Origin of the sequence: Tenebrionibacter intestinalis, assembly GCF_016632365.1 — a bacterium.
Lineage (GTDB): Bacteria > Pseudomonadota > Gammaproteobacteria > Enterobacterales > Enterobacteriaceae > Tenebrionibacter > Tenebrionibacter intestinalis.
The window spans coordinates 1-19,347 of record NZ_JAEPBH010000035.1 but is presented as its reverse complement, the minus strand read 5'-3'; the positions used below and the strand labels follow the sequence as shown (position 1 = coordinate 19,347).

At 51.8% G+C, this 19,347-nt stretch carries 21 protein-coding genes and 1 tRNA gene; 10 read left to right on the top strand and 12 right to left on the bottom strand.

Features of this window, described 5'->3' with window-relative positions; all coding sequences use genetic code 11:
• Window positions 1-108: 108 nt before the first annotated feature.
• Complete coding sequence (gene sulA / locus JJB97_RS13370) at window positions 109-606, bottom strand: SOS-induced cell division inhibitor SulA (RefSeq protein WP_238714495.1); 498 nt, start codon at window positions 604-606, stop codon at window positions 109-111.
• 217 nt (window positions 607-823) lie between these two features.
• Here sulA and JJB97_RS13365 point away from each other — a divergent pair, with 217 nt between their 5' ends.
• On the top strand, window positions 824-1,450 hold the full coding sequence (locus JJB97_RS13365) for a TfoX/Sxy family DNA transformation protein (RefSeq protein WP_238714494.1): 627 nt from the start codon (window positions 824-826) through the stop codon (window positions 1,448-1,450).
• Here JJB97_RS13365 and yccS read toward each other — a convergent pair.
• Window positions 1,447-3,570 (bottom strand): YccS family putative transporter, encoded by a 2,124-nt coding sequence (gene yccS, locus JJB97_RS13360; RefSeq protein ID WP_238714493.1) that lies wholly within the window; start codon window positions 3,568-3,570, stop codon window positions 1,447-1,449. The two genes, JJB97_RS13365 and yccS, sit on opposite strands and share 4 nt — an antisense overlap.
• Before the next feature lie 17 nt (window positions 3,571-3,587).
• Window positions 3,588-4,037, bottom strand: a complete 450-nt coding sequence (locus JJB97_RS13355; protein ID WP_238714492.1) for a YccF domain-containing protein — start codon at window positions 4,035-4,037, stop codon at window positions 3,588-3,590.
• A 139-nt stretch (window positions 4,038-4,176) separates the two neighbouring features.
• Between JJB97_RS13355 and helD the strand changes: the two genes are divergently transcribed.
• Entirely contained in the window at window positions 4,177-6,231 is a 2,055-nt protein-coding gene (gene helD / locus JJB97_RS13350; protein WP_238714491.1) for a DNA helicase IV, read from the top strand.
• Here the strand turns inward: helD and mgsA are convergent, their stop codons facing one another.
• Window positions 6,232-6,690, bottom strand: coding sequence for a methylglyoxal synthase (mgsA, locus tag JJB97_RS13345; protein WP_238714490.1), 459 nt, complete (start codon window positions 6,688-6,690; stop codon window positions 6,232-6,234).
• Window positions 6,691-6,830: 140 nt separating this feature from the next.
• Between mgsA and JJB97_RS13340 the strand changes: the two genes are divergently transcribed.
• Entirely contained in the window at window positions 6,831-7,244 is a 414-nt protein-coding gene (locus JJB97_RS13340) for a CoA-binding protein (RefSeq protein WP_238714489.1), read from the top strand.
• Window positions 7,245-7,268: 24 nt separating this feature from the next.
• Here the strand turns inward: JJB97_RS13340 and hspQ are convergent, their stop codons facing one another.
• Both hspQ and rlmI read right to left on the bottom strand, forming a co-directional pair.
• Window positions 7,269-7,586, bottom strand: a complete 318-nt coding sequence (hspQ, locus tag JJB97_RS13335; RefSeq protein WP_238714488.1) for a heat shock protein HspQ — start codon at window positions 7,584-7,586, stop codon at window positions 7,269-7,271.
• 108 nt (window positions 7,587-7,694) lie between these two features.
• Window positions 7,695-8,885: a 23S rRNA (cytosine(1962)-C(5))-methyltransferase RlmI gene (gene rlmI, locus JJB97_RS13330; RefSeq protein ID WP_238714487.1), complete on the bottom strand. Its 1,191-nt coding sequence runs from the start codon at window positions 8,883-8,885 to the stop codon at window positions 7,695-7,697.
• Window positions 8,886-8,984: 99 nt separating this feature from the next.
• On the opposite strand from rlmI, the gene yccX reads away from it, so the two are divergent.
• Complete coding sequence (gene yccX, locus JJB97_RS13325) at window positions 8,985-9,263, top strand: acylphosphatase (protein WP_238714486.1); 279 nt, start codon at window positions 8,985-8,987, stop codon at window positions 9,261-9,263.
• Here yccX and tusE read toward each other — a convergent pair.
• A complete protein-coding gene (gene tusE, locus JJB97_RS13320) occupies window positions 9,260-9,589 on the bottom strand; it encodes a sulfurtransferase TusE (protein WP_238714485.1) in 330 nt (109 codons plus the stop codon). The two genes, yccX and tusE, sit on opposite strands and share 4 nt — an antisense overlap.
• A gap of 449 nt (window positions 9,590-10,038) precedes the next feature.
• The gene (yccA, locus tag JJB97_RS13315) at window positions 10,039-10,698 is read right to left on the bottom strand and encodes an FtsH protease modulator YccA (protein WP_238714484.1); all 660 of its coding nucleotides are present in this window, start codon (window positions 10,696-10,698) and stop codon (window positions 10,039-10,041) included.
• Window positions 10,699-11,007: 309 nt separating this feature from the next.
• Between yccA and JJB97_RS13310 the strand changes: the two genes are divergently transcribed.
• Window positions 11,008-11,095 (top strand) — tRNA-Ser (locus tag JJB97_RS13310).
• A gap of 65 nt (window positions 11,096-11,160) precedes the next feature.
• Here JJB97_RS13310 and JJB97_RS18575 read toward each other — a convergent pair.
• The 4 genes from JJB97_RS18575 to JJB97_RS13290 form a co-directional block, all read right to left on the bottom strand.
• Window positions 11,161-11,442 (bottom strand): site-specific integrase, encoded by a 282-nt coding sequence (locus tag JJB97_RS18575; protein WP_399198542.1) that lies wholly within the window; start codon window positions 11,440-11,442, stop codon window positions 11,161-11,163.
• A 551-nt stretch (window positions 11,443-11,993) separates the two neighbouring features.
• Window positions 11,994-12,227: a hypothetical protein gene (locus tag JJB97_RS13300; RefSeq protein ID WP_238714483.1), complete on the bottom strand. Its 234-nt coding sequence runs from the start codon at window positions 12,225-12,227 to the stop codon at window positions 11,994-11,996.
• A gap of 311 nt (window positions 12,228-12,538) precedes the next feature.
• A complete protein-coding gene (locus tag JJB97_RS13295) occupies window positions 12,539-13,003 on the bottom strand; it encodes a hypothetical protein (protein ID WP_238714482.1) in 465 nt (154 codons plus the stop codon).
• Window positions 13,004-13,005: 2 nt separating this feature from the next.
• Window positions 13,006-13,794 carry a winged helix-turn-helix domain-containing protein gene (locus JJB97_RS13290; RefSeq protein WP_238714481.1) on the bottom strand — a complete coding sequence of 263 codons (789 nt, stop codon included), beginning with the start codon at window positions 13,792-13,794 and terminating at the stop codon, window positions 13,006-13,008.
• A 773-nt stretch (window positions 13,795-14,567) separates the two neighbouring features.
• On the opposite strand from JJB97_RS13290, the gene JJB97_RS13285 reads away from it, so the two are divergent.
• The 5 genes from JJB97_RS13285 to JJB97_RS13265 all read left to right on the top strand — a co-directional run.
• The gene (locus tag JJB97_RS13285; RefSeq protein ID WP_238714480.1) at window positions 14,568-14,984 is read left to right on the top strand and encodes a winged helix-turn-helix domain-containing protein; all 417 of its coding nucleotides are present in this window, start codon (window positions 14,568-14,570) and stop codon (window positions 14,982-14,984) included.
• Between the two features lie 332 nt (window positions 14,985-15,316).
• Window positions 15,317-16,270, top strand: coding sequence for an OmpA family protein (locus JJB97_RS13280; RefSeq protein WP_238714479.1), 954 nt, complete (start codon window positions 15,317-15,319; stop codon window positions 16,268-16,270).
• Between the two features lie 62 nt (window positions 16,271-16,332).
• A complete protein-coding gene (locus tag JJB97_RS13275; RefSeq protein WP_238714478.1) occupies window positions 16,333-18,258 on the top strand; it encodes an Ig-like domain-containing protein in 1,926 nt (641 codons plus the stop codon).
• A 41-nt stretch (window positions 18,259-18,299) separates the two neighbouring features.
• Window positions 18,300-19,184, top strand: coding sequence for an Ig-like domain-containing protein (locus tag JJB97_RS13270; protein WP_263457964.1), 885 nt, complete (start codon window positions 18,300-18,302; stop codon window positions 19,182-19,184).
• Window positions 19,163-19,347, top strand: a 185-nt coding sequence (locus tag JJB97_RS13265; protein WP_238714476.1) for a hypothetical protein, incomplete at its 3' end; no start/stop codon positions are given. The genes JJB97_RS13270 and JJB97_RS13265, both read left to right, overlap by 22 nt.

The window sequence follows — 19,347 nt, the reverse complement described above, 5'->3', positions numbered from 1 at the left end:
AGATACTGCCGGAAACGAATGGAAGCCTAGTGGGCAGTGCTTTTGCTCGTTTTGTCAGTGACATGGCGGCAGGGTAAAAAAAAATACCAGGATTACTCCTAAATTTACTTAATGATACAAAGTTGAATGAATTTTTAGGCCAGTTCGTGGTCTTCCGCCTGAGATATGGATGCGTTCAGGGCGCATAATGAACCCGATTGTTCGTCCTTGTTCGGCAGATCTTATAAGCAAATCGTGCTCTGCATCGGTTAACAATTGCGGTAACCAGCCGATAACAACGCTATAGTTTCCAGTACGAAGCGCGTTTGCCATTGTCTCTACTGACGTGACCGGCGCCTGCATGATTTTGTTCAGCGGAAGCCCGGTCGAGCGTATCCATTCGCGGCTCAGCTTGCGTTGCGGCGTCAGCCACAACAGCCAGCGGGATTGCTGTCCTAACTGTTGAAGAAGCGGCAACAACAGCGTTTGTGTAAGCAGCGGACGCTCTTCATTATAGATAACTTCGCTTACCAGCCCCTGAAAATGACCTTCCTGTGCTGAAACTGCGCTGCGCTTTGCTGGCCAGGCCGTATTTTTTGAATGTTTATTATAAGCAGGTAAATACATATCGTATCCACTCCTGTGGTTCACTGTATGTATGTACAGTAATATCAGGCTGGATGAAGATCAACCAGAATTTTTGAAACCACCTCGCAGTTTTGGATCGGGATCGACGCTTTCAGTGAATTACATATTGCTCCGCGAAGAGAAGTTGCCTATTTTCACAATTAACGGAGCGATTAATGAGCAGGCATCATTTACCCCTTGATTTTAAGGAAGAAAAATGAAGGATGAAAGCTACGCCAAAATTAAGCAGGCCCAAACCTGTCTCTCTATCCTGGGTGAAATTCGCTCAAGGGCGCTATTCGGAGGTTACAGCCTTTCCATTGATGATACGATCTTTGCAATGGTGGCAGAAGGCGAGATGTATTTGCGCGCATGCGAACAAAGCGCTGAATATTATCAGTTGGCTAAACTTCCGATGCTTTCATATACGAAACGCGGGCGCACGGTGCAACTTAACTATTATCGGGTGGATGATTCACTGTGGCAGGATCCCCCACAGCTAATGCGTTTATCTGCACAGGCGCTGGAGGGGGCCAGGCGAGAGAAGGCGCAGCGCGCGAGCGCCAGGAGGTTAAAGGATCTTCCCAATATCAATTCCGGTATTGAAAATATGCTGCTGTTGGCAGGCATCCGCAATGTTGACGCGCTGTATCGAATCGGTGCGAAACGGGTTTGGATCCGGGTTCGCAAGGTTAACCGGAGGGCCGGAGCGAAGCTACTCTTTGCCCTGGTCGGCGCCATTACCGGGCAGCATGAAGCCGTCCTGCCAATGCAAACGCGTCGTGAATTACAGGCCTGGGTCAAAGAACAAATCGCTCTGGAGAAGGCGCGCTCCGGGAATTAACGAATGTGCTGCTGTAGCTGCGATAGCTCTGGCAGTAGAGCTATTAACAGGCCAAGCTGCTGAATGACCAACTGATCTTTACTACCCGGGGTTGGTGAAGCGTTTTCAAGCTGCGACAGTATATCACGCTGTATCTGAACCAGCCGGCTTTGATCGGCGTTTTGATGATAAAGCGCGCTGTCGATATAACTAACGGCATTGCTAAGCAATGCCAACGTTTCAGGGTGAGCCAGTTTTTCCCGGTGCGCGCCCAGAGTGGAAATATAGCTGTTAAACGTGTGGTTCAGACATAAAAGCCGGAATGCCGTTTCGCGCATAGCCGCTGTGGCATCAGGCTCCGATGACATGTTTGACACAACCGAGGCCAGCTCTGCGTCGCGGTTATAAGCATCACGGCGGGCAATACGATAAGCAAGATGATTATTTCTCCCATAACGATATTGCTCCATTACGGCGTTCAGATACCGGCTGTTTGCGCTGAAGGTGCGAGAAACGACCTGTGACAAGCGGCGAAAGCGCCAGTCAGGCCAGATAAAGCTGACGGCGGCCCAGGCAATGGCGCAGCCCAACAGGGTATCGATAATACGCGGCAGCGCGACTTCAAAACCCTCCCCCAAAAGGTTAAAACACAGCAATACCAGTAGCGTGATAAACATTGTCGCGTGCGCGTACTGTACGTTGCGAAAAGCAAAAAACAGCACGCCGGCAATCACAATAAGGGTAAGCTGACCTTCAATTGACGGCACCAGCAGCAGCACCGGTAGGCCGAGAGCAACGCCCATTAGCGTTCCGATAATACGCAGCGTCAGCCGGCGGCGGGTTGCATTATAGTTAGGCTGGCACACAAACAGGCTGGTCAGCAAAATCCAGTAGCCATGTTGAAAGCCGGTCAATTGAATAAAGAAATAGCCAGTACATAATACGGCTGACATACGCACCGCATGGCGAAAGAGGGCGGATTCTGCGGTGAAATGGCCGCGCAAGCGTAACCAGATATCTTTAATACTGTGCAGGTCTTCATCAGAAAGCCGGTTATCCGTATCCGCTTGCGCCAGCGCTTGCTCTGATTCAGAGGTCGTCAGTTGTGCGTCAATTGCCCGTAAGTTGTTAATTAAAAAGCGGATAGCTTCGCGGTCAGCATCGGTGGTCAGCTCCCTGGGAAGACGATCAAGGGCGGTTTCCAGGTGCAGAAATGCGCGCTCAAAACGCGGATCATGCTGGTAAGGCTCATGCAGCAGTATCGAGCGCGCCAACTGTTGGCAGGCTAACCCCTGCATGGATAGCAGACGCTGAAAGCGAAACATCACGTCGCTGTGGCGAAACTTTTCGCGCAGCATCTGGTAACGAATATGCGATGAACTGGCGCGTTCATGGATATCCTGGGCAATAAAATAATAGTGCAACGCCCGGCGCGTGCCTCGCTGCCCCCGATCGCCGCGCAGGCGAGTAAGTAGTGTGGCTTTGGTTTGATTGAGTATTTCAACCAGTTGAGCATTGGCCATAGCCAGCTCAACCAGCAGCGCCTGGTTTTCGCCTTCGAGATCGGGGTTGAACAAACGTGACTTTAGTTCAAGATAGTGCGCAAGCTGTTCATAACAGCGGGCCAGCTTATCCTGGAGCGGCCGAACCGGAAAAATAAGGTGGCCCGTCAGCGTAAGCAGGTTATACCAGATAGCGCCGGCAATCAGCAAAAGCGGTTGAATATACCACTGGTGAAAAAGCGAGATACCAAGCATGGTATAGACAGCAATCAACAGCGCCCCGAACGCAATGGTCGCATAGCGCTGCCCAAGCCCGCCAAGCAAAATAAAACCGCTGGTTGAGACAGCCAGCGCGGGCGCAAACAGCCAGGGCCAGGGGAACAATAGCGCAACTGATGCCGAAGCAATAAAAAAGCACATTAATGTGATGACCAGATTGCGTAAGCGGCCAGCCAGGCGATCGTCAAGATCGGTTAGCGCAGCGGCAACCACGCCCAGCGTGAGCGGAATGGTGAGTTTTACCTCATTTAACCACCACGGCAGGGCGGTTGTACCGCTTAGCGCGATGAAAATGCGCAGGTTATAAAGCCAGGCGCTGTTCCAGGTGTAGCGGCGTAGCAAAGGGCTTAATTTGAGCACGGGCGTTCCTCTATGCGCTATTTATTGAAACGGCGGCGCGCATTCGCCTCGCGGGCGGCACGGGCGGTTTCAATGGAAACGACGCGTCGGCCAACGGGCCACAGCGCAATAGCGGCAATTTTGAAGTTGGCAATACCGACTGGAATACCAACCAACGACAGACATTGCGCAATGCCTGCGGTGATATGTAACAGACACAGCCACCAGCCAAAAAACACCAGCCAGAAGAGATTAAGCAAAGTGCCTCCCGCGTTCAGTATCGCGCTTTTATTGTCAGGTTCGAGGATATCCACATGAACGGCCTCATTGCCAAACGGCAGCAGCGAAATCCGGGTTATCTCCCAGCAGGAACGGGTAAGCGGAAGGGTGAAAATGAGAATAATGCTCGCAAGCGTCGTCAGTAGCCACGCAAGCGTTGTGGCAAAGCCACCCAGAACAAAATTAAGGATGTTAAGTGCAGTACGCATAATCTCCCCGGCATGACCAGATTTCGATATAAAATCGTTAATTGTGCTGATTGTAACGCGTTTTTGCCTGGAGCGTGACGCCTCTGACGGGTAAAATGGCGGCCTCCTGAGCAATCGCAAAAGTGGGTACAGAACCTGTATGGAACTGAAAGCAACGGCCCTGGGTAAACATCTGGCTCAACATCCCTACAATCGTGTGCGGCTGCTTACGGCTGGCGTGGAAGTATCAGGCGAGCGCCACCAGTACCTCATTCCTTTCAATCAACTACTGGAAATTAACTGTAAGCGCGGCATGGTCTGGGGAGAACTGGAATTTATTCTGCCGCAGCGGCAGGTGGTGCGGCTGCACGGTACTGAATGGAGCGCCACCCAGCGTTTTTATCACCACCTGCACGAAAGCTGGCAACGCTGGAGCGCTGAGATGAGTGAGGTTGCCGCCGGGGTGTTAAATAGCCTGCAGGCGGAACTGGGGCTGGCCGCTACGAGCGAAAAATGGCTCAATCGCGCGCAATTGCAGGCGTTGCAGGAGCGGATACGGGGGCTGGCGGCGGCGTTGCCGTTGCCAACCGAACGCCTGACGCAATTCGATAACTGTCGGGATGCCTGGCAGGCCTGCCTTGAGTGGCTCGATAACGCAGAAGCGAAGCGGCGCGCGTTTAATGATGCTTTTACTGCCCGCATGCTGGAACAGTATGCGGCGTTTTTTGACCAAATTGAACGTTCACCGCTGAATGCCTCGCAGGCAAGGGCGGTCGTAAACGGTGAGCCGTCGCTTTTAGTGCTGGCAGGCGCCGGGAGCGGTAAAACGTCTGTGCTGGTGGCACGCGCGGGATGGCTACTTACGCGCGGCGAGGCGTCGGCTGAGCAAATTTTACTGCTGGCTTTTGGCCGTAAGGCGGCTGAGGAAATGAATGAACGAATCAGCCAGCGCCTTCATACGTCCGATATTACTGCCCGCACTTTTCATGCGCTGGCGTTGCATATTATCCAGCAGGGAGGCCGAAAGGCGCCGTGCGTCAGCGAGCTGGAAAGCAACACGGCGGCGCGCCATTCGCTGTTGATTAACTGCTGGCGCGAGCAATGTCGGGACAAAAAAGCGCAGGCTAAAGGCTGGCGGCTGTGGCTGGAAGAGGAGTTAAACTGGCGCGTCGCGCAGGGCGAATTCTGGCAGGATGAGCAACTGGCAAAACGGTTAGCCGGGCGGCTGGATCGCTGGCTGGGGCTGATGCGCATGCATGGCGGTTCTCAGGCCGATATGATTGCCGGTTGCCCACAGGCGCTACAGGAGGTCTTCCAGAAACGCATTAAACTCATGGCCCCCCTGCTTAAGGCATGGAAAGCGGCCCTGAAAGCCGAAGGCGCGGTGGATTTCTCCGGCCTTATCCATCTGGCCATTAATGTGCTTGATAAAGGGCGTTTTATCAGCCCGTGGAAACACATTCTGGTCGATGAGTTTCAGGATATCTCGCCGCAGCGCGCCGCGCTGCTGGCGGCGTTACGTCGGCAAAACAGCCACAGTACGCTATATGCGGTTGGCGATGACTGGCAGGCCATCTACCGCTTTAGCGGCGCGGCGTTGACGCTGACTACCGCTTTTGAACACCATTTTGGGCAAGGCGATAGCTGTGCGCTGGATACGACATACCGTTTCAATGATCGTATTGGCGAGGTTGCCAATCGCTTTATTCAGCAAAACCCGCATCAACTGGCCAAACCACTCAACAGCCTGACGCGCGGTGATAAAAAAGCGGTTACGTTGCTTGCTGATGAAGAGCTGGATGCGCTGCTTGACAAAATGAGCGGCTACGTGGAACCCGGGCAGCGGGTATTGGTCCTGGCGCGCTACCATTATTTGCGCCCGGCTGCGCTGGAGAAAGCGGCCACGCGCTGGCCGAAGCTCGCTATCGATTTTATGACAATACATGCCAGCAAGGGACAGCAGGCGGATTATGTGATTGTTGTGGGGTTACAGGAAGGGCAGGACGGTTTTCCGGCGCCGGCGCGTGAAACCATCATGGAACGGGCGTTATTGCCGCAACCGGAGGATTTCCCGGATGCAGAAGAACGACGCCTGCTGTACGTGGCGCTCACGCGCGCGCGCCACCGGGTATGGCTGTTGTTTAACAAACGCCAGCCGTCGGCCTTTGTGGAGATATTAAAGCGCCTCGATGTACCGGTAGCGCGCAGGCCGTAATTACTTCAGGCGTGCTGCCAGATAGCGTGGATAATCGGGGATCTGGATAGCTACGCTGTCGTTAAAGTGCGGCGATTCAATCAGAAAATCAGCGGTAGCCGCATTGGTCGCGACGGGAATATTCCACACTGTCGCCAGGCGCAGCAACGCTTTCACATCCGGATCGTGAGGCACGGCGTTAAGCGGGTCCCAGAAGAAAATCAGCACATCAATCTTCCCTTCTGAAATCAGCGCGCCCACTTGCTGATCGCCGCCGAGCGGGCCGCTTAGCATGGCGTTAACCTCCATTCCACTGGCGCGCTGCACCAGATTACCGGTGGTCCCCGTAGCGTAGAGCACATGCTTTTCAAGCAGTAATTTGTGGCGTTTAACCCACGTCAGCAGCATATCTTTGCAGTGATCGTGGGCAACCAGAGCGATATGTTTTTGCGCGGGCAGGGTTCGGACGGTCAGTTCCATATTTTTTCCTGAAATAAAGAAAATTGGCTACAGCTTAATGAATATGGAGCAGGCTGCAAGCAAAGCGAAGTGAAAACAGCGGACTGGAGCACATAACTTAACTGACTTACACTTAGCTTATCCCACATCAGGAGAGCGTAATGAACGACCGCGAGCTTGTAGACATCCTTAAACAGACGCACACCATAGCGTTGGTTGGCGCCAGCGATAACCCCGACAGGCCGAGCTATCGCGTTATGGATTACCTGCTTAAGCAGGGGTATCACGTAATCCCCGTATCGCCTAAAGCGGCAGGTAAAACATTGCTCGGACAGCAGGGATTTGCCACCCTGGAGGATGTGCCGGAAAAGATAGATATGGTGGATGTGTTTCGCAATTCCGAGGCGGCATGGGGGGTTACGAAAGAGGCGATTGCCGTCGGCGCTAAAACACTTTGGCTACAACTGGGCGTGATAAACGAACCGGCCGCAGCGCTTGCACGCGAGGCGGGGCTTAATGTTGTGATGGATCGCTGCCCGGCAATTGAAATCCCACGGCTTGGTCTGGCGAAGTAAAAACCCGGCGCAGGCCGGGTTCGGTTAGTTGCGCAGGCGCGGCGCCTGTAACTGGCGGCGGATGGAGGCGGCCAGTTCATCCAGCGTCGGTTGTTCAGGGTGTTCAACCGGCGCTTCGCCGCTAAGCTGCGCCTCGGCCAGATAAGTGTGTACAGGCTGGCCCTGGTCATCTTCCATAACAACATGATACCAGGGCGCGGCGCGCAGTTCGTCATCCACCGCCAGCTCCTCTGCCGTTGGCTCATTGAGTGAGTATTCAGGATCGATATCCACCACTACACCCAGATAACCCAGCAGAGAGTGGCGCACCTGCTGACCAATACCGAATTTGCTGGCAATCATAATCACCTCCCGGAAACGTCGCTTATTCCCCCACAAGTGGGGATGAAAGCAGCCGTTTTCAAGTTTACTGGCGCTCATTTGTTATTGACGGCAGCAGATAAGTGGGCGCTACATCACGCGGCAGGCAAAGCCTTTCAGGTATAGCCCTTCCGGATAGGATGAGATGACCGGATGATCGGCGGCCTGGCGAAACTGCTCTATAAATTGTACATCACGACCGGCGTCAACGGCGGCGTCAGCAATGATTTTCTGAAAAAGGTCGCTGGTCATTAATCCGGAGCAGGAAAACGTCAGCAGCACCCCGCCGGGGTTGAGTAACTGAAAGGCCAGCATATTAATATCTTTATAACCGCGGCAGGCGCCCATTAGCTGGTTTTTGTTTTCAACAAACTTTGGCGGATCCATAACGATAACATCAAATTTCTCTCCCTGGTCGCGGTAGCGGCGCAACAGTTTGAATACATCGTCGCGTACAAATTCAGCCTTAGCGGGGTCGAGCTGGTTTAATGTAATATTCTGGCGGGCGATATCCAGCGCCTCCTGAGACGTATCAACGCTGATAACCTGGCGACATTGGCCTATAAGTGCCGATATGGCAAAACCGCCGGTATAAGAAAAACAGTTAAGGACGCGTTTACCTGCCACGTAGCGGCGAGTGGCGAGACGGCTATCGCGCTGATCAAGATAATAGCCGGTTTTATGGCCGCCTTTAATATCCACCAGTAGCTTCATGCCGTGCTCTTCAATCGCCATCAGCGCAGGCGGCAGCGAGCCGCTGATCGGCCCCTGCACCGGTTCCAGCCCCTCTTTTTTACGCACGGATACGTCTGAACGCTCGTAAATACTGCATTGCGGGTAGCTTTGCTGTAACGCGCTTACCAGCGCCGGGCGTTGATACTCTGCGCCGGCGGACAGCAGTTGCAGAACAATGAAATCGCCGAAGCGGTCAATCGTGACGCCGGGCAGGCCATCAGATTCACCGGCGATCAGGCGGTAGCTGTCGAGGCCGTCACGCTGGGCAAGCTGGGCCCGCCACTGCTGGGCGCGTTGCAGGCGGCGTGTGAAAAACGCAATATCAATAGATTCAGTAGGATCGAAAGTCCAGACGCGGGCGCGGATCTGCGAGCTGGGCGACCAGGCGGCGCGAGCCAGCCAGTTGCCTTTGTGATCGACAACTTCCACGGTTTCGCCGGCATTGGCTTTGCCTTCCACGTGCGCAACGGCGCCGGAAAAGACCCAGGGGTGGCGGCGCAATAACGATTTCTCGCGCCCTTTGGCTAATACTAAACGTACGCTCATAATTTGTTATGCTGCGAAGAGATGAGAAAGGGGCGCTATTCTCCCGACTTCGAATGGGAAATGCAACGTAGCTCCCGATAACACGGAGGCACAACAGGTATGTCGACATGTATTATCGCCTGGGTTTACGGAAGCGTGCAGGGCGTAGGCTTTCGTTACAGTACACAGCAAGAGGCGCGACGCCGGGGGCTAAACGGCTATGCGCGCAACCTTGACGACGGCAGTGTGGAAGTGGCGGTCTGTGGCGATGCCGAGCAGGTCGCGGCGCTGGTGTCATGGCTGAAGGCCGGCGGCCCGCACAGCGCCAGGGTGGATAAAGTTGTGAGCGAGCCGCACCGGCCCGGACGCCCATTCAGCCGTTTTGATATCCGCGGCTAAATGCACTTCACCGGTTTTGGCAGGCCGGCAATTTTTGTCGCCTGTTTAGCCGGGCCTTTTGGAAACAGACGGTACAGGTAGCGGCTGTTTCCTTTTTCTTCGCCAAATTTATTCGCCACCGCCTTTACTAACATGCGAATAGCGGGAGACGTATTAAATTCCAGATAAAAATCGCGTACAAAACGCACCACCTCCCAGTGTTCAAAAGACAGCGCTATGCCTTCTTTTTCGGCGATAGCCGCCGCCAGCTCTTCGCTCCAGTCGGCGCTGTTTTTCAGATAGCCTTCGCCGTCGGTCGCTACTTCTTTGCCTTTAAACATCAACATCGGATTCTGCCTGTTACTGTCAAACGCTACGCAGTGTAGCAAAACCTGGATACCATAAAAACAACGCCCCGCCGTGGCAAGGCAGGTTAGTTAAGGTTACGTGGGGGCTATTCACTTAACGCCCGATGAAGTAGGGGATTTCAGGCGAACGGGCCCGCTTTGCCGACGTCTGCGCAAAGGTTACGGCGCGCACGTCTCCTGGCTATCACCTGTGGCTCGGCGGCCTGCTTCGGCGCCGGTTTCAGCAGGCGCCAGCAACCCGCCAGTAGACGTACAAGGATGCTGAATAGATAACAAAGGAACGAGGCCCGGTAATCCAGACCCCAACATGACGCGCTTTTGCGTTAACAGGAATCGCTATTTACAAACATGCATCACTGACCGGCATTGCCCGCCGCGCGCTGGATTTATGGGATCCTTTAGCGCTACGGCGGAGCAGAGACGACAAATTAATCGCGGCTGGCGAAGCCCAGGATGCTGAGCAGGCTAACGAAGATATTATACAGCGACACGTAGAGGCTGACGGTGGCGCGGATATAGTTGGTTTCGCCACCGTGAATGATGTTGCTGGTTTCATACAGAATAGCGCCTGAGGAGATCAGGATAAACAGCGCGCTTATCGCCAGATGCAGCGCGGGGATCTGTAAAAACAGGTTCGCTACCATGCCAATGAGCACAACAACGACGCCAGCCATCAGCATACCGCTCAGAAACGACATATCTTTGCGGGTTGTCAACACATAGGCGGAACAGCAGAAAAACACCAGCGCGGTACCGCCCAGCGCAAGCGCGATAACATCGCCCATATCGGCGGATAAAAAGCTATTCAGGATTGGACCGAGGATATAGCCCAGAAAACCGGTGAAGGCGAAAGCCGCCAGTATACCGCTCGGCTTGTTAGCAAGGCGATAGGTCAGGAACATCAGGCCATACATGCCAACCAGCGTCAGAATCAGGCCCGGAGACGGCAGCATTAGCACGGTGCTTGCGGTTGCGGTTATGGCGGAAAACGCAAGCGTCAGGCCCAGAAGAAAATAGGTGTTGCGCAGAACCTTATTTGTGCTTAGTAGCGATGCGCGCTCGCGTGAAGAGGTAATGATACGATCCATTAGTGACTCTCTCTATATATAGCAGGTGATAATAATTTTTGAGCATAATGAGCGCAGCACGGGCGGGGAAGGGGGTTTACCCATCTTTACTCGAAAATCAGAGGCTAACATTGTTCAGGCCGTAGCCTGTATCCCTGGCGTATGTATTTTCCTGATTCGCATTGCTGCCAATATACCGGCGCGTGGTGATGAATGCGCGAGCAATCTGGCGTTATTTCAGGCAAAAATGCGCCGGTTGCTGAATTTTCAGGCGATTGAACGCGTTAAGGCTTTACAGGACGCAGTGGGATGTTTATAGTTCGCGGCATTGGAAGTGTGGCCGAGCGGTTGAAGGCACCGGTCTTGAAAACCGGCGAGGGGAAACCCTCCCAGAGTTCGAATCTCTGCGCTTCCGCCATATAAAAGAAGGGGTTGCCAAATGGCAGCCCCTTTTTCGTATGCGCCATTAGAACGGACTTAGAATTAACCCTTAGAAGTACGCCCGGTGAGAGAAGGGCGAGCCAGTGTTGGGGAGCGCTTAATTTTTCGTTCATAGGCCAGCATCTGGCTTTCCGTCTTATGCCCGCTGAAAAGCTGTTTGCCCCGGCTGCCGCCTTTGTAGTCTGATATCCCTTTTGCCTTCAGGTCATGAAACGTACAGTCCAGTACATACCCTAGTTTTACCGTCGCTTTATGTCGGGCAGTCTCCCTGCGATGGCTGAACCCCTTTTTACTGAACCCGCTGCCGTGCGTTCCCTGTATCACGCATGAGCCTGGATTATTTGGTGTAGAAAATGCCTTTGCCAACTCAAACGCCAGGCGTAGCCGGTTACGGGAAGGGCAATTGAGCGTCAGGTTTCATTTTCGACAATAAACCAGCCCCGGCTTTCCCTTCATAACTCTGTTAAATGGCGCTGCCGCGCTTTTATGTTCATGTGCGTTAATGTAGCCAATTACCGAAAGTTATTACTGGAACGTCTTAATTTAATCTGTATGCGTTATGCATATTCGGATAAAAGGATGCGAAAAAACTTAATTTTCAGGGGAGCGGAAAACGGTTACTCCTGACTTCAGAGCTATATTTTAAGTTCCGCGCCGCACACGCTCACTTTTTTTGTTGAACGGGCTTACGTGGCCTACAGCGGAACATAACTGGTGGCGTATTAGCGCCGGCTATGCCCGGACAGGGGCGTATGCCGGCATAGTGTCGAGCGCATGTTCGGCAAAAGGGCGCTATTTTCGGTTTTCGCGGCGCATCCGCGCTACGGCTTTTGTGGCAGGCTTTTTCCTGTGCCCGGCCCACAGGCCCTGATTTTTCAGGTCTTCTTCCACATCGCGTATTCGTTATTTTGCCCGTTGCCCGCCTGTTGGAATACACGCCACGCTGCCGCCCGTTTGCCGCTGGCAACCTCAATACAAATGTTGTGTTTCCCTTCAGTAATATCCCTTTTTCTCTCCTGTAAACGTAGTGAAGCCGGTATTGCAACGGCCCGCTCAGATACAAATAACCACCATGCGTTGTACGGGTAGTACAGTACGCTTTCGGGCATAAATCCTGCTGTGTTTGAACCGTTGCCGTTACCGCGCTGTTGTCGGCATGCGGGCAAAGTTTGTCTTTAAAACAGGCCGCTATTCTCCGGGGGGTATAATACCGGTATCCCGCACAGATGAGTCTTTATCCACAATACTGCCGCTGTCTTTTTGCGCAACCGCATTTAAACATCGACCCGTAAGGGGCGAGTTAAGAAAGCGGATATTGCAAAAGCGAAGAGGGCGCCGGGGCGATGCGGGTTGCGTAAAAAGCGCAGCCCCGCAGGCGGCTATGCTATAGCGGCTTTGTTAGCGCGCGAAGCGGGCGGCGTTATGATGTCCGGCTGCAATAGGCCAGAGGCAGCACGCCATTAAGCACCACAAAGTCGCCGTTTGGTTGAGGGATAATTTTGTATTGAATGGTTGCGCGATCTTCGTAAAAAAAAGCGCTGATCAATTGCCTGAACGTCTCATTATCCACCTCATCATAGCTTTCGCGAAGGGTCTTCACCGATTGCATAAAATAAATCGAATTTCGTTCCTTGAATGTAAAGTTAATTTGTCGGTTTAACGCTAAGTGTCTGCCTTGCTCGTCCTTAACATCGCCAGTTAACGTTGCCACGCCGTCGCTTCCGTTAAACACCAGGCGAAAAATCGCCTTCATTGAGATGTTTTTCTGGCTGGTGTAGTACTGCGATGAGCAAGAAAAATGCCGTTTCTGATAAAAACGAAAAGTGATGTAAAGTGAGTTAATCAACGCAAATGCCAGGAAAAATAAGAAAATTTTCTTACTCATGACTACTTAAACCCCCTGATGATGCTTGATATGCACTGTGTGTGCTTATGGCCTATTGCGGCTGTGCACGACAGGGCCGTTGCGGTATGTAGAATGGGATAAACGGTAATATAGGTGTAGGGGTTATGCTTACAACTTACCTCCAGCGCGCCCAGCACCTTCCGATACGCCACGGAATCGTAAGCGTCTTTGTTGAGGTAAATTTTGCAGGCCTCAATATCCTTATAATAGATATAGCGTTGTGCGATTGCGTTGTGAGGAAACATAAAGTAATCAATGGCGGTAAGGCTCGCTGCAAGCAGTGTGATAAAAACAACCCAGGTAAAAATCAGCGTTTTTTTATATTTAAACCAGGTCATTAATAAACCTGCTGACGGGGGCGGGGGGGCCGGTGCTACAGGCGGCATCTCATCAGCGACGGAGGTTGAGGAAGACGCTGCTTCGGGCGCGGCAATTTCCTCAATCGTTACGTTATCGTCAAGCTGAAACCCCTTACGCGGCAGCGTCACTATCCAGGCATTGTCATGGCTGGTCAGCCCTTTTAGCGCCTTACGTAGCAAAGAGATATTCTGGTAAAGGTTGTTCGGCGTTGCAGAAATTGCATTATCGCCCCAGGCATAGTTAAACAATTCATGTTGCGTAACGAGATCCCTTTTTTTAACCAACAAAAGCAGGCAGCGGGCGCATGAGGCCGACAGCGTTACCTGCTGCTGTGTATTATGTAAGTTGATTAATCTGTTGTCGTCTGGGCGGAACTCAATACTGTCGTTGAGTCGGTAAATAAAACACATTTTCTAACACCCGCAGCGAGTAGTTTTAGAGGTAAAACATTAGCCTTTCGAATGTATAGTAAGTGCAATTTATTTTTAGAGCAATTTATTTAAGGTTTTACTTAATTGTTTTTGTTGTTTTTTTGACCGTTTGTCGGAGGTGTTACGTAGCGGTATATGATCCCCCCTCTTTTTTGGGAGGTGACAGATAGATAAATTCACTTCTCATTATTTTAGTTAAAAAATCACACAATAATTAAACATTTTGCTTTTGGCCGACTTCTTAGTGTCTGCCAGGAGATATCTTAATCGACTTTTAAGAATTCCTAGTTTACTGATTTTTTTAAGGAAAAAATCTCATGGTGGTTAAGAAAGAGCTTAAGACCTGAAACGATATTAATAAACAGTTTTACATTGCCAGCCTCAACAATTTGCGGGATATTTATTCGCACACAGGAAAAACGTGGCGTTTTACAGCATCGATCACCATGAAGAGTGAAAAAAACAATGTAAAATTTTTATGACTTCATGAAGCATACGGGTTAATAGTTAGGCGAAAAGTTTTATCTGAAAGTGATGGTTACGCCGGTTTTTCGTGTTTTGGTCTGAGTTGATGTTTTTTGTTGGGTTGTTTTTTTTGGTATTTTGTTTTTTACGGGATTTTATGCTGAGCTTTTGGCTGGAAGCTTAACTGCTTCAGTTTTTATAAGTAAAAGGTAAGATAGGATTATTCGGTGTGTGTATCATGGAACTGATTAGCCAGATGATGCTATCTGTGAAAAGGAATGGTTAATATGGAAAAAATACTTGCTGGTTACTATATTGGGGATAACGTTCAACTCGATCTTGCTCATCGCAAATTAAGTAGCTTGGACTCAAAAAGCCGACAGTTAAACTCTTTTGTTTTCAGAGAGACTATGTTACGGCTTTTTTTGTATTTGCTAAATCATGCTAATGGAAAAATTGTAAGTAATGAGCAATTGCTTTACCACGTCTGGGATCTTCACGGATTGAAATCTTCCAGCCAAAGGTTATGGCAGGTTATGCAGGCTTTAAAACTTCGTCTGGCTATATTAGGCGTTGAGCATGACTTTATCATGAGAATAGAGACGATTCAGGTGAAAGGCTACTCGCTAAAGCCCGGAATGGCCAGGCCGTTCTATTTTTATAATGAAGAAAATGTCAACGTCAGTCAATTTATCTCACTATGAATTTACCAGGGTTTAAATAACTCTACTTACCGAGGGTGAATGCTAAGAAGACATGCTTAACTGGGGGTTGGGTAGTACGTGTTCGCCTGTATTTTATTAATGAATACTTTACATAGAGAGGAGGGATAACTCTGCCAGTAACAATAGAGTTCATGCTTGTGTTTTAAATAACCTTTGGGGCAGTTAAAAAGCTGACTGTTTTTTATCTGTGATGGCTTTTTCTGGCTGCAGTTTTATTAACTGTGCCGGGCATCAGCCATGTAAGTTGTGCAGATTGGATTAGCAACAATTATGTTTTCCAGTAACTATTTGTAGCGATAAGGAATAAAATTATGATAAGTGGCAGAAAAGTTTTTTTCTGCATGCTTGCCCTGTTGTCTATTACAGCAAGCATAGGATGTGCAAGCGCTTCGGCAGCGGTTGCCGGTAAAGTTAATAAACCAGCATGGACGATGGATATTCCACCTTCTGCAGCGCAGTGGGAGGCAGAAAGTTCGCGTGCGCGCATTGTTATTTTTCGTCTACAAAAAGAGAATGATGACTATGCGCTATTGCCGCTGAACGTTTTTGTGAACAAAGATTACCATGCCAGCCTCTATCCTGAACATCAGGCTGTTAGCGTCTCCGTTTGTCCGGGCGTTTCTTCGCTTATTGTTTTCCCGGGCAATCGCAAAAGCGGCATGGTTGGCTATGGTCACGCCCCTGACGTTGCAACGCCGGTTTTGCATGCCGGGTCAACCTACTTCTATCAGATAGCGATGGATGATATGGGGCAAGTGGCCGGCCGCTGGGTTAATGCCGATCAGGCCAAAGAAGTTTTGTCCAGCGTCAATATCCAGGCGCATACCCTCTCTCGCGTTGATTCAGGAGAAAATTGCCCTTCAGAAAGTTATATCCTTAATTCCTCAGTGCTATTTAAGTTTGATAAATATGATACTGCCGGGCTTTTGCCAGGCGCCGTTCAAACCATTAACGAACTGGCAGCCGCCATTAAATCAGGACATCAAAACATCAGCAAAATTGTTGTTATTGGGCATGCCGATCCATTAGGCAGCGCACGGCATAATCAATTCATTTCTGAGCAGCGCGCGCGTACGGTAATGAACCATTTAATTTCAGCGGGTCTGGATGCGCAAACGCTGTCCGCGCAAGGTCTGGGAAGTTCGACGCCTGTCAGAACAGACTGCGATAAATACAGTAGCCAGCGTGAGCTTATTAATTGTAATCAGCCTAATCGCAGGGTCGAGGTTGAAGTTTACGGTATTAAAAAGCCGGCTAATCAGTAAGGGACGAGAAAACTACAGCAGCGGTAGTTTTCATCATAGTTGTTACGTAAAAGGAAAGTGACATGGATAAGGCGATAAAAATAAATGTGAGAGGGACGCAGGGGGTTATTTCGTCTCACGAGGTTCAGGCTGGTAAAAATGCGGCATTGAAAATCAATGTTCCCCAGTCAGGCCATTTTAATATCGAATTAATTGATGAGAATACTGGTTATGCACCGCAGGTGGTGATGACGAAACGCGTTGGCAACGATCTGGTTCTGATCTTTGAAGGTGAGAATGAAAAAGATGCTGACGTTATTCTGGAAGATTATTACAAAAATGACGACCTTCGTTTAATCGGTAAGGCCGAAAACGGCCAGTATTATGAGTTTATTCCTACAACGGGAGACGTGGCCGACTATACGCCAGCGCTGGCTGACGGCAGTAGCAGTGAACTGGCGTTGGGAGGTGAAGGAAGCGTTGTGGCTGAACCTGCCGCAGACAGCAACAACTTCGCCTGGCTGCCCTGGCTGCTGATTGGCGGCGGTGCGGTTGCGGCTGCGGCCATTGCCATTGCGGCGAGCAATAAGGATGATAACCACGAGTCTGGCGGGGTTACCGTTAAAATTAACCCGGCAACGGATAAAGACAAAGATGGCCGCCCGGAGATTTCTGGTTCTTCTTCCAGCCCATCGTCAAAAGTTGTGATTACCCTGCCGGATGGCTCAAAAGTTACCACGACGACCGATAAAAACGGCAACTGGTCGATTGAAGCCCCGAAATCTCAGCCTAATGGCGTAATTTCAGTAACGGTGACGGATTCAAACGGCAATACGGGCACAGCGAACGATAATTACCGTGATACGACCGCGCCGGATGCGCCTGTTGTGGCGACTAACAATGACGATCGTATTTCGGGGACCGCAGAACCGGGCGCGACGGTTATTATTAACAATCCGTCTACCGGTAAATCCACGTCTACTGTTGCGGATTCCAACGGTAAATGGAGCATTGAGCCGAACCCTGTCAAGGAAGGCGACAACAATGTGGTTATTATCGCCAGAGATCCGGCGGGCAATAACTCCTCCCCGACAGTTGTAGGCCGCCCGGATACCACCGCGCCGGATAATATCACCTCCGGCATTGTGAAGGGTTCGCAGAACCTGTTTGACGATGTTGCGCCGGTGACCGGCACGATTGCTGACGGCGCTACCACCAATGACACCCGCCCGACCTATTCAGGTAAGGCCACCTCCGATATTCATCACGTTAATATCTACGACAACGGCGTGCTGGTAGGCAGTGCGGCGGTGGATGCGAAAGGAAACTGGAGCTACACGCCGGCGACCAGCCTCAAAGAAGGGTCCACGCATAACTATACCGCTGCGGCTGTAGATAAAGCAGGCAACATCGGGCCGCAGGTTAGCGGCACGAAGGATAACGGCTGGACGTTTACTGTTGATAGCCTGGCGCCGGATAACAAAACATCGGGTATTGTGGCCGGCAGCGTCACTTTGACGGATGATGTGGCGCCGGTGACAGGCATTATCGCTGATGGCGCCACCACTAACGATACTCGTCCCACCTATTCCGGTAAAGTCACGGCGGATATCGATCATGTCAATATCTATGATAATGGCAAGCTTATCGGCAGTGCGGCGGTAGATAAGAACGGCAACTGGAGCTTTACGCCTGCGGCGAATCTGGCGGAAGGTTCTTCCCATGAGTTTACGGTTTCTGCGGTAGATAAGGCCGGTAACGAAGGGCCGCAGGTTTCCGGTACATCAGATGCTGGCTGGAACTTCACTGTCGATACAACCGCGCCGGATAACAGTACCTCCGGTATTATCAACGGCTCTTCGGAACTGACTGATGACGTTGGCCCGGTAACCGGCCCCATTGCTGACGGCGGATTAACCGATGATGCTCGTCCAACATGGTCAGGCAAAGCCACGCCGGATATTGATCACGTCAANCGGGCAATACCGCACGCGCGGAGATCACCCTGACGGTGGACAGCGCCGCGCCTTCCGTTCCGGTTATCGTCTCAATGGAAGACGATGTGGGAACCGTTAAGGATACCGTGACGGCGCCGGGAAGCGTGACCGACGATCCGGTACCGACCTTTAAGGGGACCGCCGATGCGGGCACCGTTGTCACCATCCGCGACGGCGACAACGTGCTGGGCAGCGTGGTGGCGGACAAGGACGGTAACTGGGTCTACACCCCGACCACTAACCTGGTGGAAGGCGAGCACGCCATTACGGCAACCGGCACCGATGCGGCGGGCAATGAAAGCGCCCGTAGCCCGGAGTGGGATTTTACGCTGGACACCAGCACCACGGCGCCGGTTGTGACCGAAAACACCACCGACAAAATTAGCGGTACGGCAGAGCCGGGCGCAACGGTGACTATCACCGATCCTTCTGACGGCACGCAAACCAGCGTGGTGGCGGATAAAAACGGGAACTGGAGCTTTGAGCCGAACCCGCTGGAGGTGGGCGACAGCGATGCGGTGATTACCGCGACCGACCCGGCAGGCAATACCAACTCGACCACCGTGGACGGCCCGGGAGATACCACGCCGCCGGACAACATTACCTCCGGTATTGTGTCAGGCTCCATCACCCTGACTGACNATATTTACGATAACGGCAAGCTTATCGGCAGCAGCGCGGTAGACAAAAACGGCAACTGGAGCTTTACGCCAGATAGCGATCTGGCGGATGGCGAGCATGAATTTACGGCTTCTGCGGTTGATAAAGCAGGCAATGAAGGGCCGCAGGTTTCCGGTACCGATGACGAGGGCTGGAGCTTTACCGTAGATACCGGCGCGCCGGACAACATGACCTCCGGTATTGTGTCAGGCTCCGTGACCCTGACCGATNGCCGGACAACATTACCTCCGGTATTGTGTCAGGCTCCATCACCCTGACCGACGACCAGGCGCCGGTAACCGGCCCCATCGCGGACGGCAGCACCACCAACGACACCCGCCCGACCTACGCAGGCCAGGCCACGCCGGATATCGGCTATGTCAATATTTACGACAAGGGCACGCTTATCGGCAGCAGCGCGGTGGATGAGAACGGCCGCTG

Bases quoted from the DNA above. Each gene is read 5' to 3' on its own strand.
- tusE (WP_238714485.1), bottom strand. From the start codon at position 9,589: ATGTTGATGTTTAAAGGCAAAGAAGTAGCGACCGACGGCGAAGGCTAT.
- JJB97_RS13355 (WP_238714492.1), bottom strand. From the start codon at position 4,037: ATGCGTACTGCACTTAACATCCTTAATTTTGTTCTGGGTGGCTTTGCC.
- JJB97_RS13295 (WP_238714482.1), bottom strand. From the start codon at position 13,003: ATGAGTAAGAAAATTTTCTTATTTTTCCTGGCATTTGCGTTGATTAAC.
- JJB97_RS13300 (WP_238714483.1), bottom strand. From the start codon at position 12,227: ATGCCCGAAAGCGTACTGTACTACCCGTACAACGCATGGTGGTTATTT.
- JJB97_RS13365 (WP_238714494.1), top strand. From the start codon at position 824: ATGAAGGATGAAAGCTACGCCAAAATTAAGCAGGCCCAAACCTGTCTC.
- yccA (WP_238714484.1), bottom strand. From the start codon at position 10,698: ATGGATCGTATCATTACCTCTTCACGCGAGCGCGCATCGCTACTAAGC.
- yccX (WP_238714486.1), top strand. From the start codon at position 8,985: ATGTCGACATGTATTATCGCCTGGGTTTACGGAAGCGTGCAGGGCGTA.
- helD (WP_238714491.1), top strand. From the start codon at position 4,177: ATGGAACTGAAAGCAACGGCCCTGGGTAAACATCTGGCTCAACATCCC.
- JJB97_RS13290 (WP_238714481.1), bottom strand. From the start codon at position 13,794: ATGTGTTTTATTTACCGACTCAACGACAGTATTGAGTTCCGCCCAGAC.
- mgsA (WP_238714490.1), bottom strand. From the start codon at position 6,690: ATGGAACTGACCGTCCGAACCCTGCCCGCGCAAAAACATATCGCTCTG.
- rlmI (WP_238714487.1), bottom strand. From the start codon at position 8,885: ATGAGCGTACGTTTAGTATTAGCCAAAGGGCGCGAGAAATCGTTATTG.
- JJB97_RS13280 (WP_238714479.1), top strand. From the start codon at position 15,317: ATGATAAGTGGCAGAAAAGTTTTTTTCTGCATGCTTGCCCTGTTGTCT.
- hspQ (WP_238714488.1), bottom strand. From the start codon at position 7,586: ATGATTGCCAGCAAATTCGGTATTGGTCAGCAGGTGCGCCACTCTCTG.
- JJB97_RS13285 (WP_238714480.1), top strand. From the start codon at position 14,568: ATGGAAAAAATACTTGCTGGTTACTATATTGGGGATAACGTTCAACTC.
- sulA (WP_238714495.1), bottom strand. From the start codon at position 606: ATGTATTTACCTGCTTATAATAAACATTCAAAAAATACGGCCTGGCCA.
- JJB97_RS13340 (WP_238714489.1), top strand. From the start codon at position 6,831: ATGAACGACCGCGAGCTTGTAGACATCCTTAAACAGACGCACACCATA.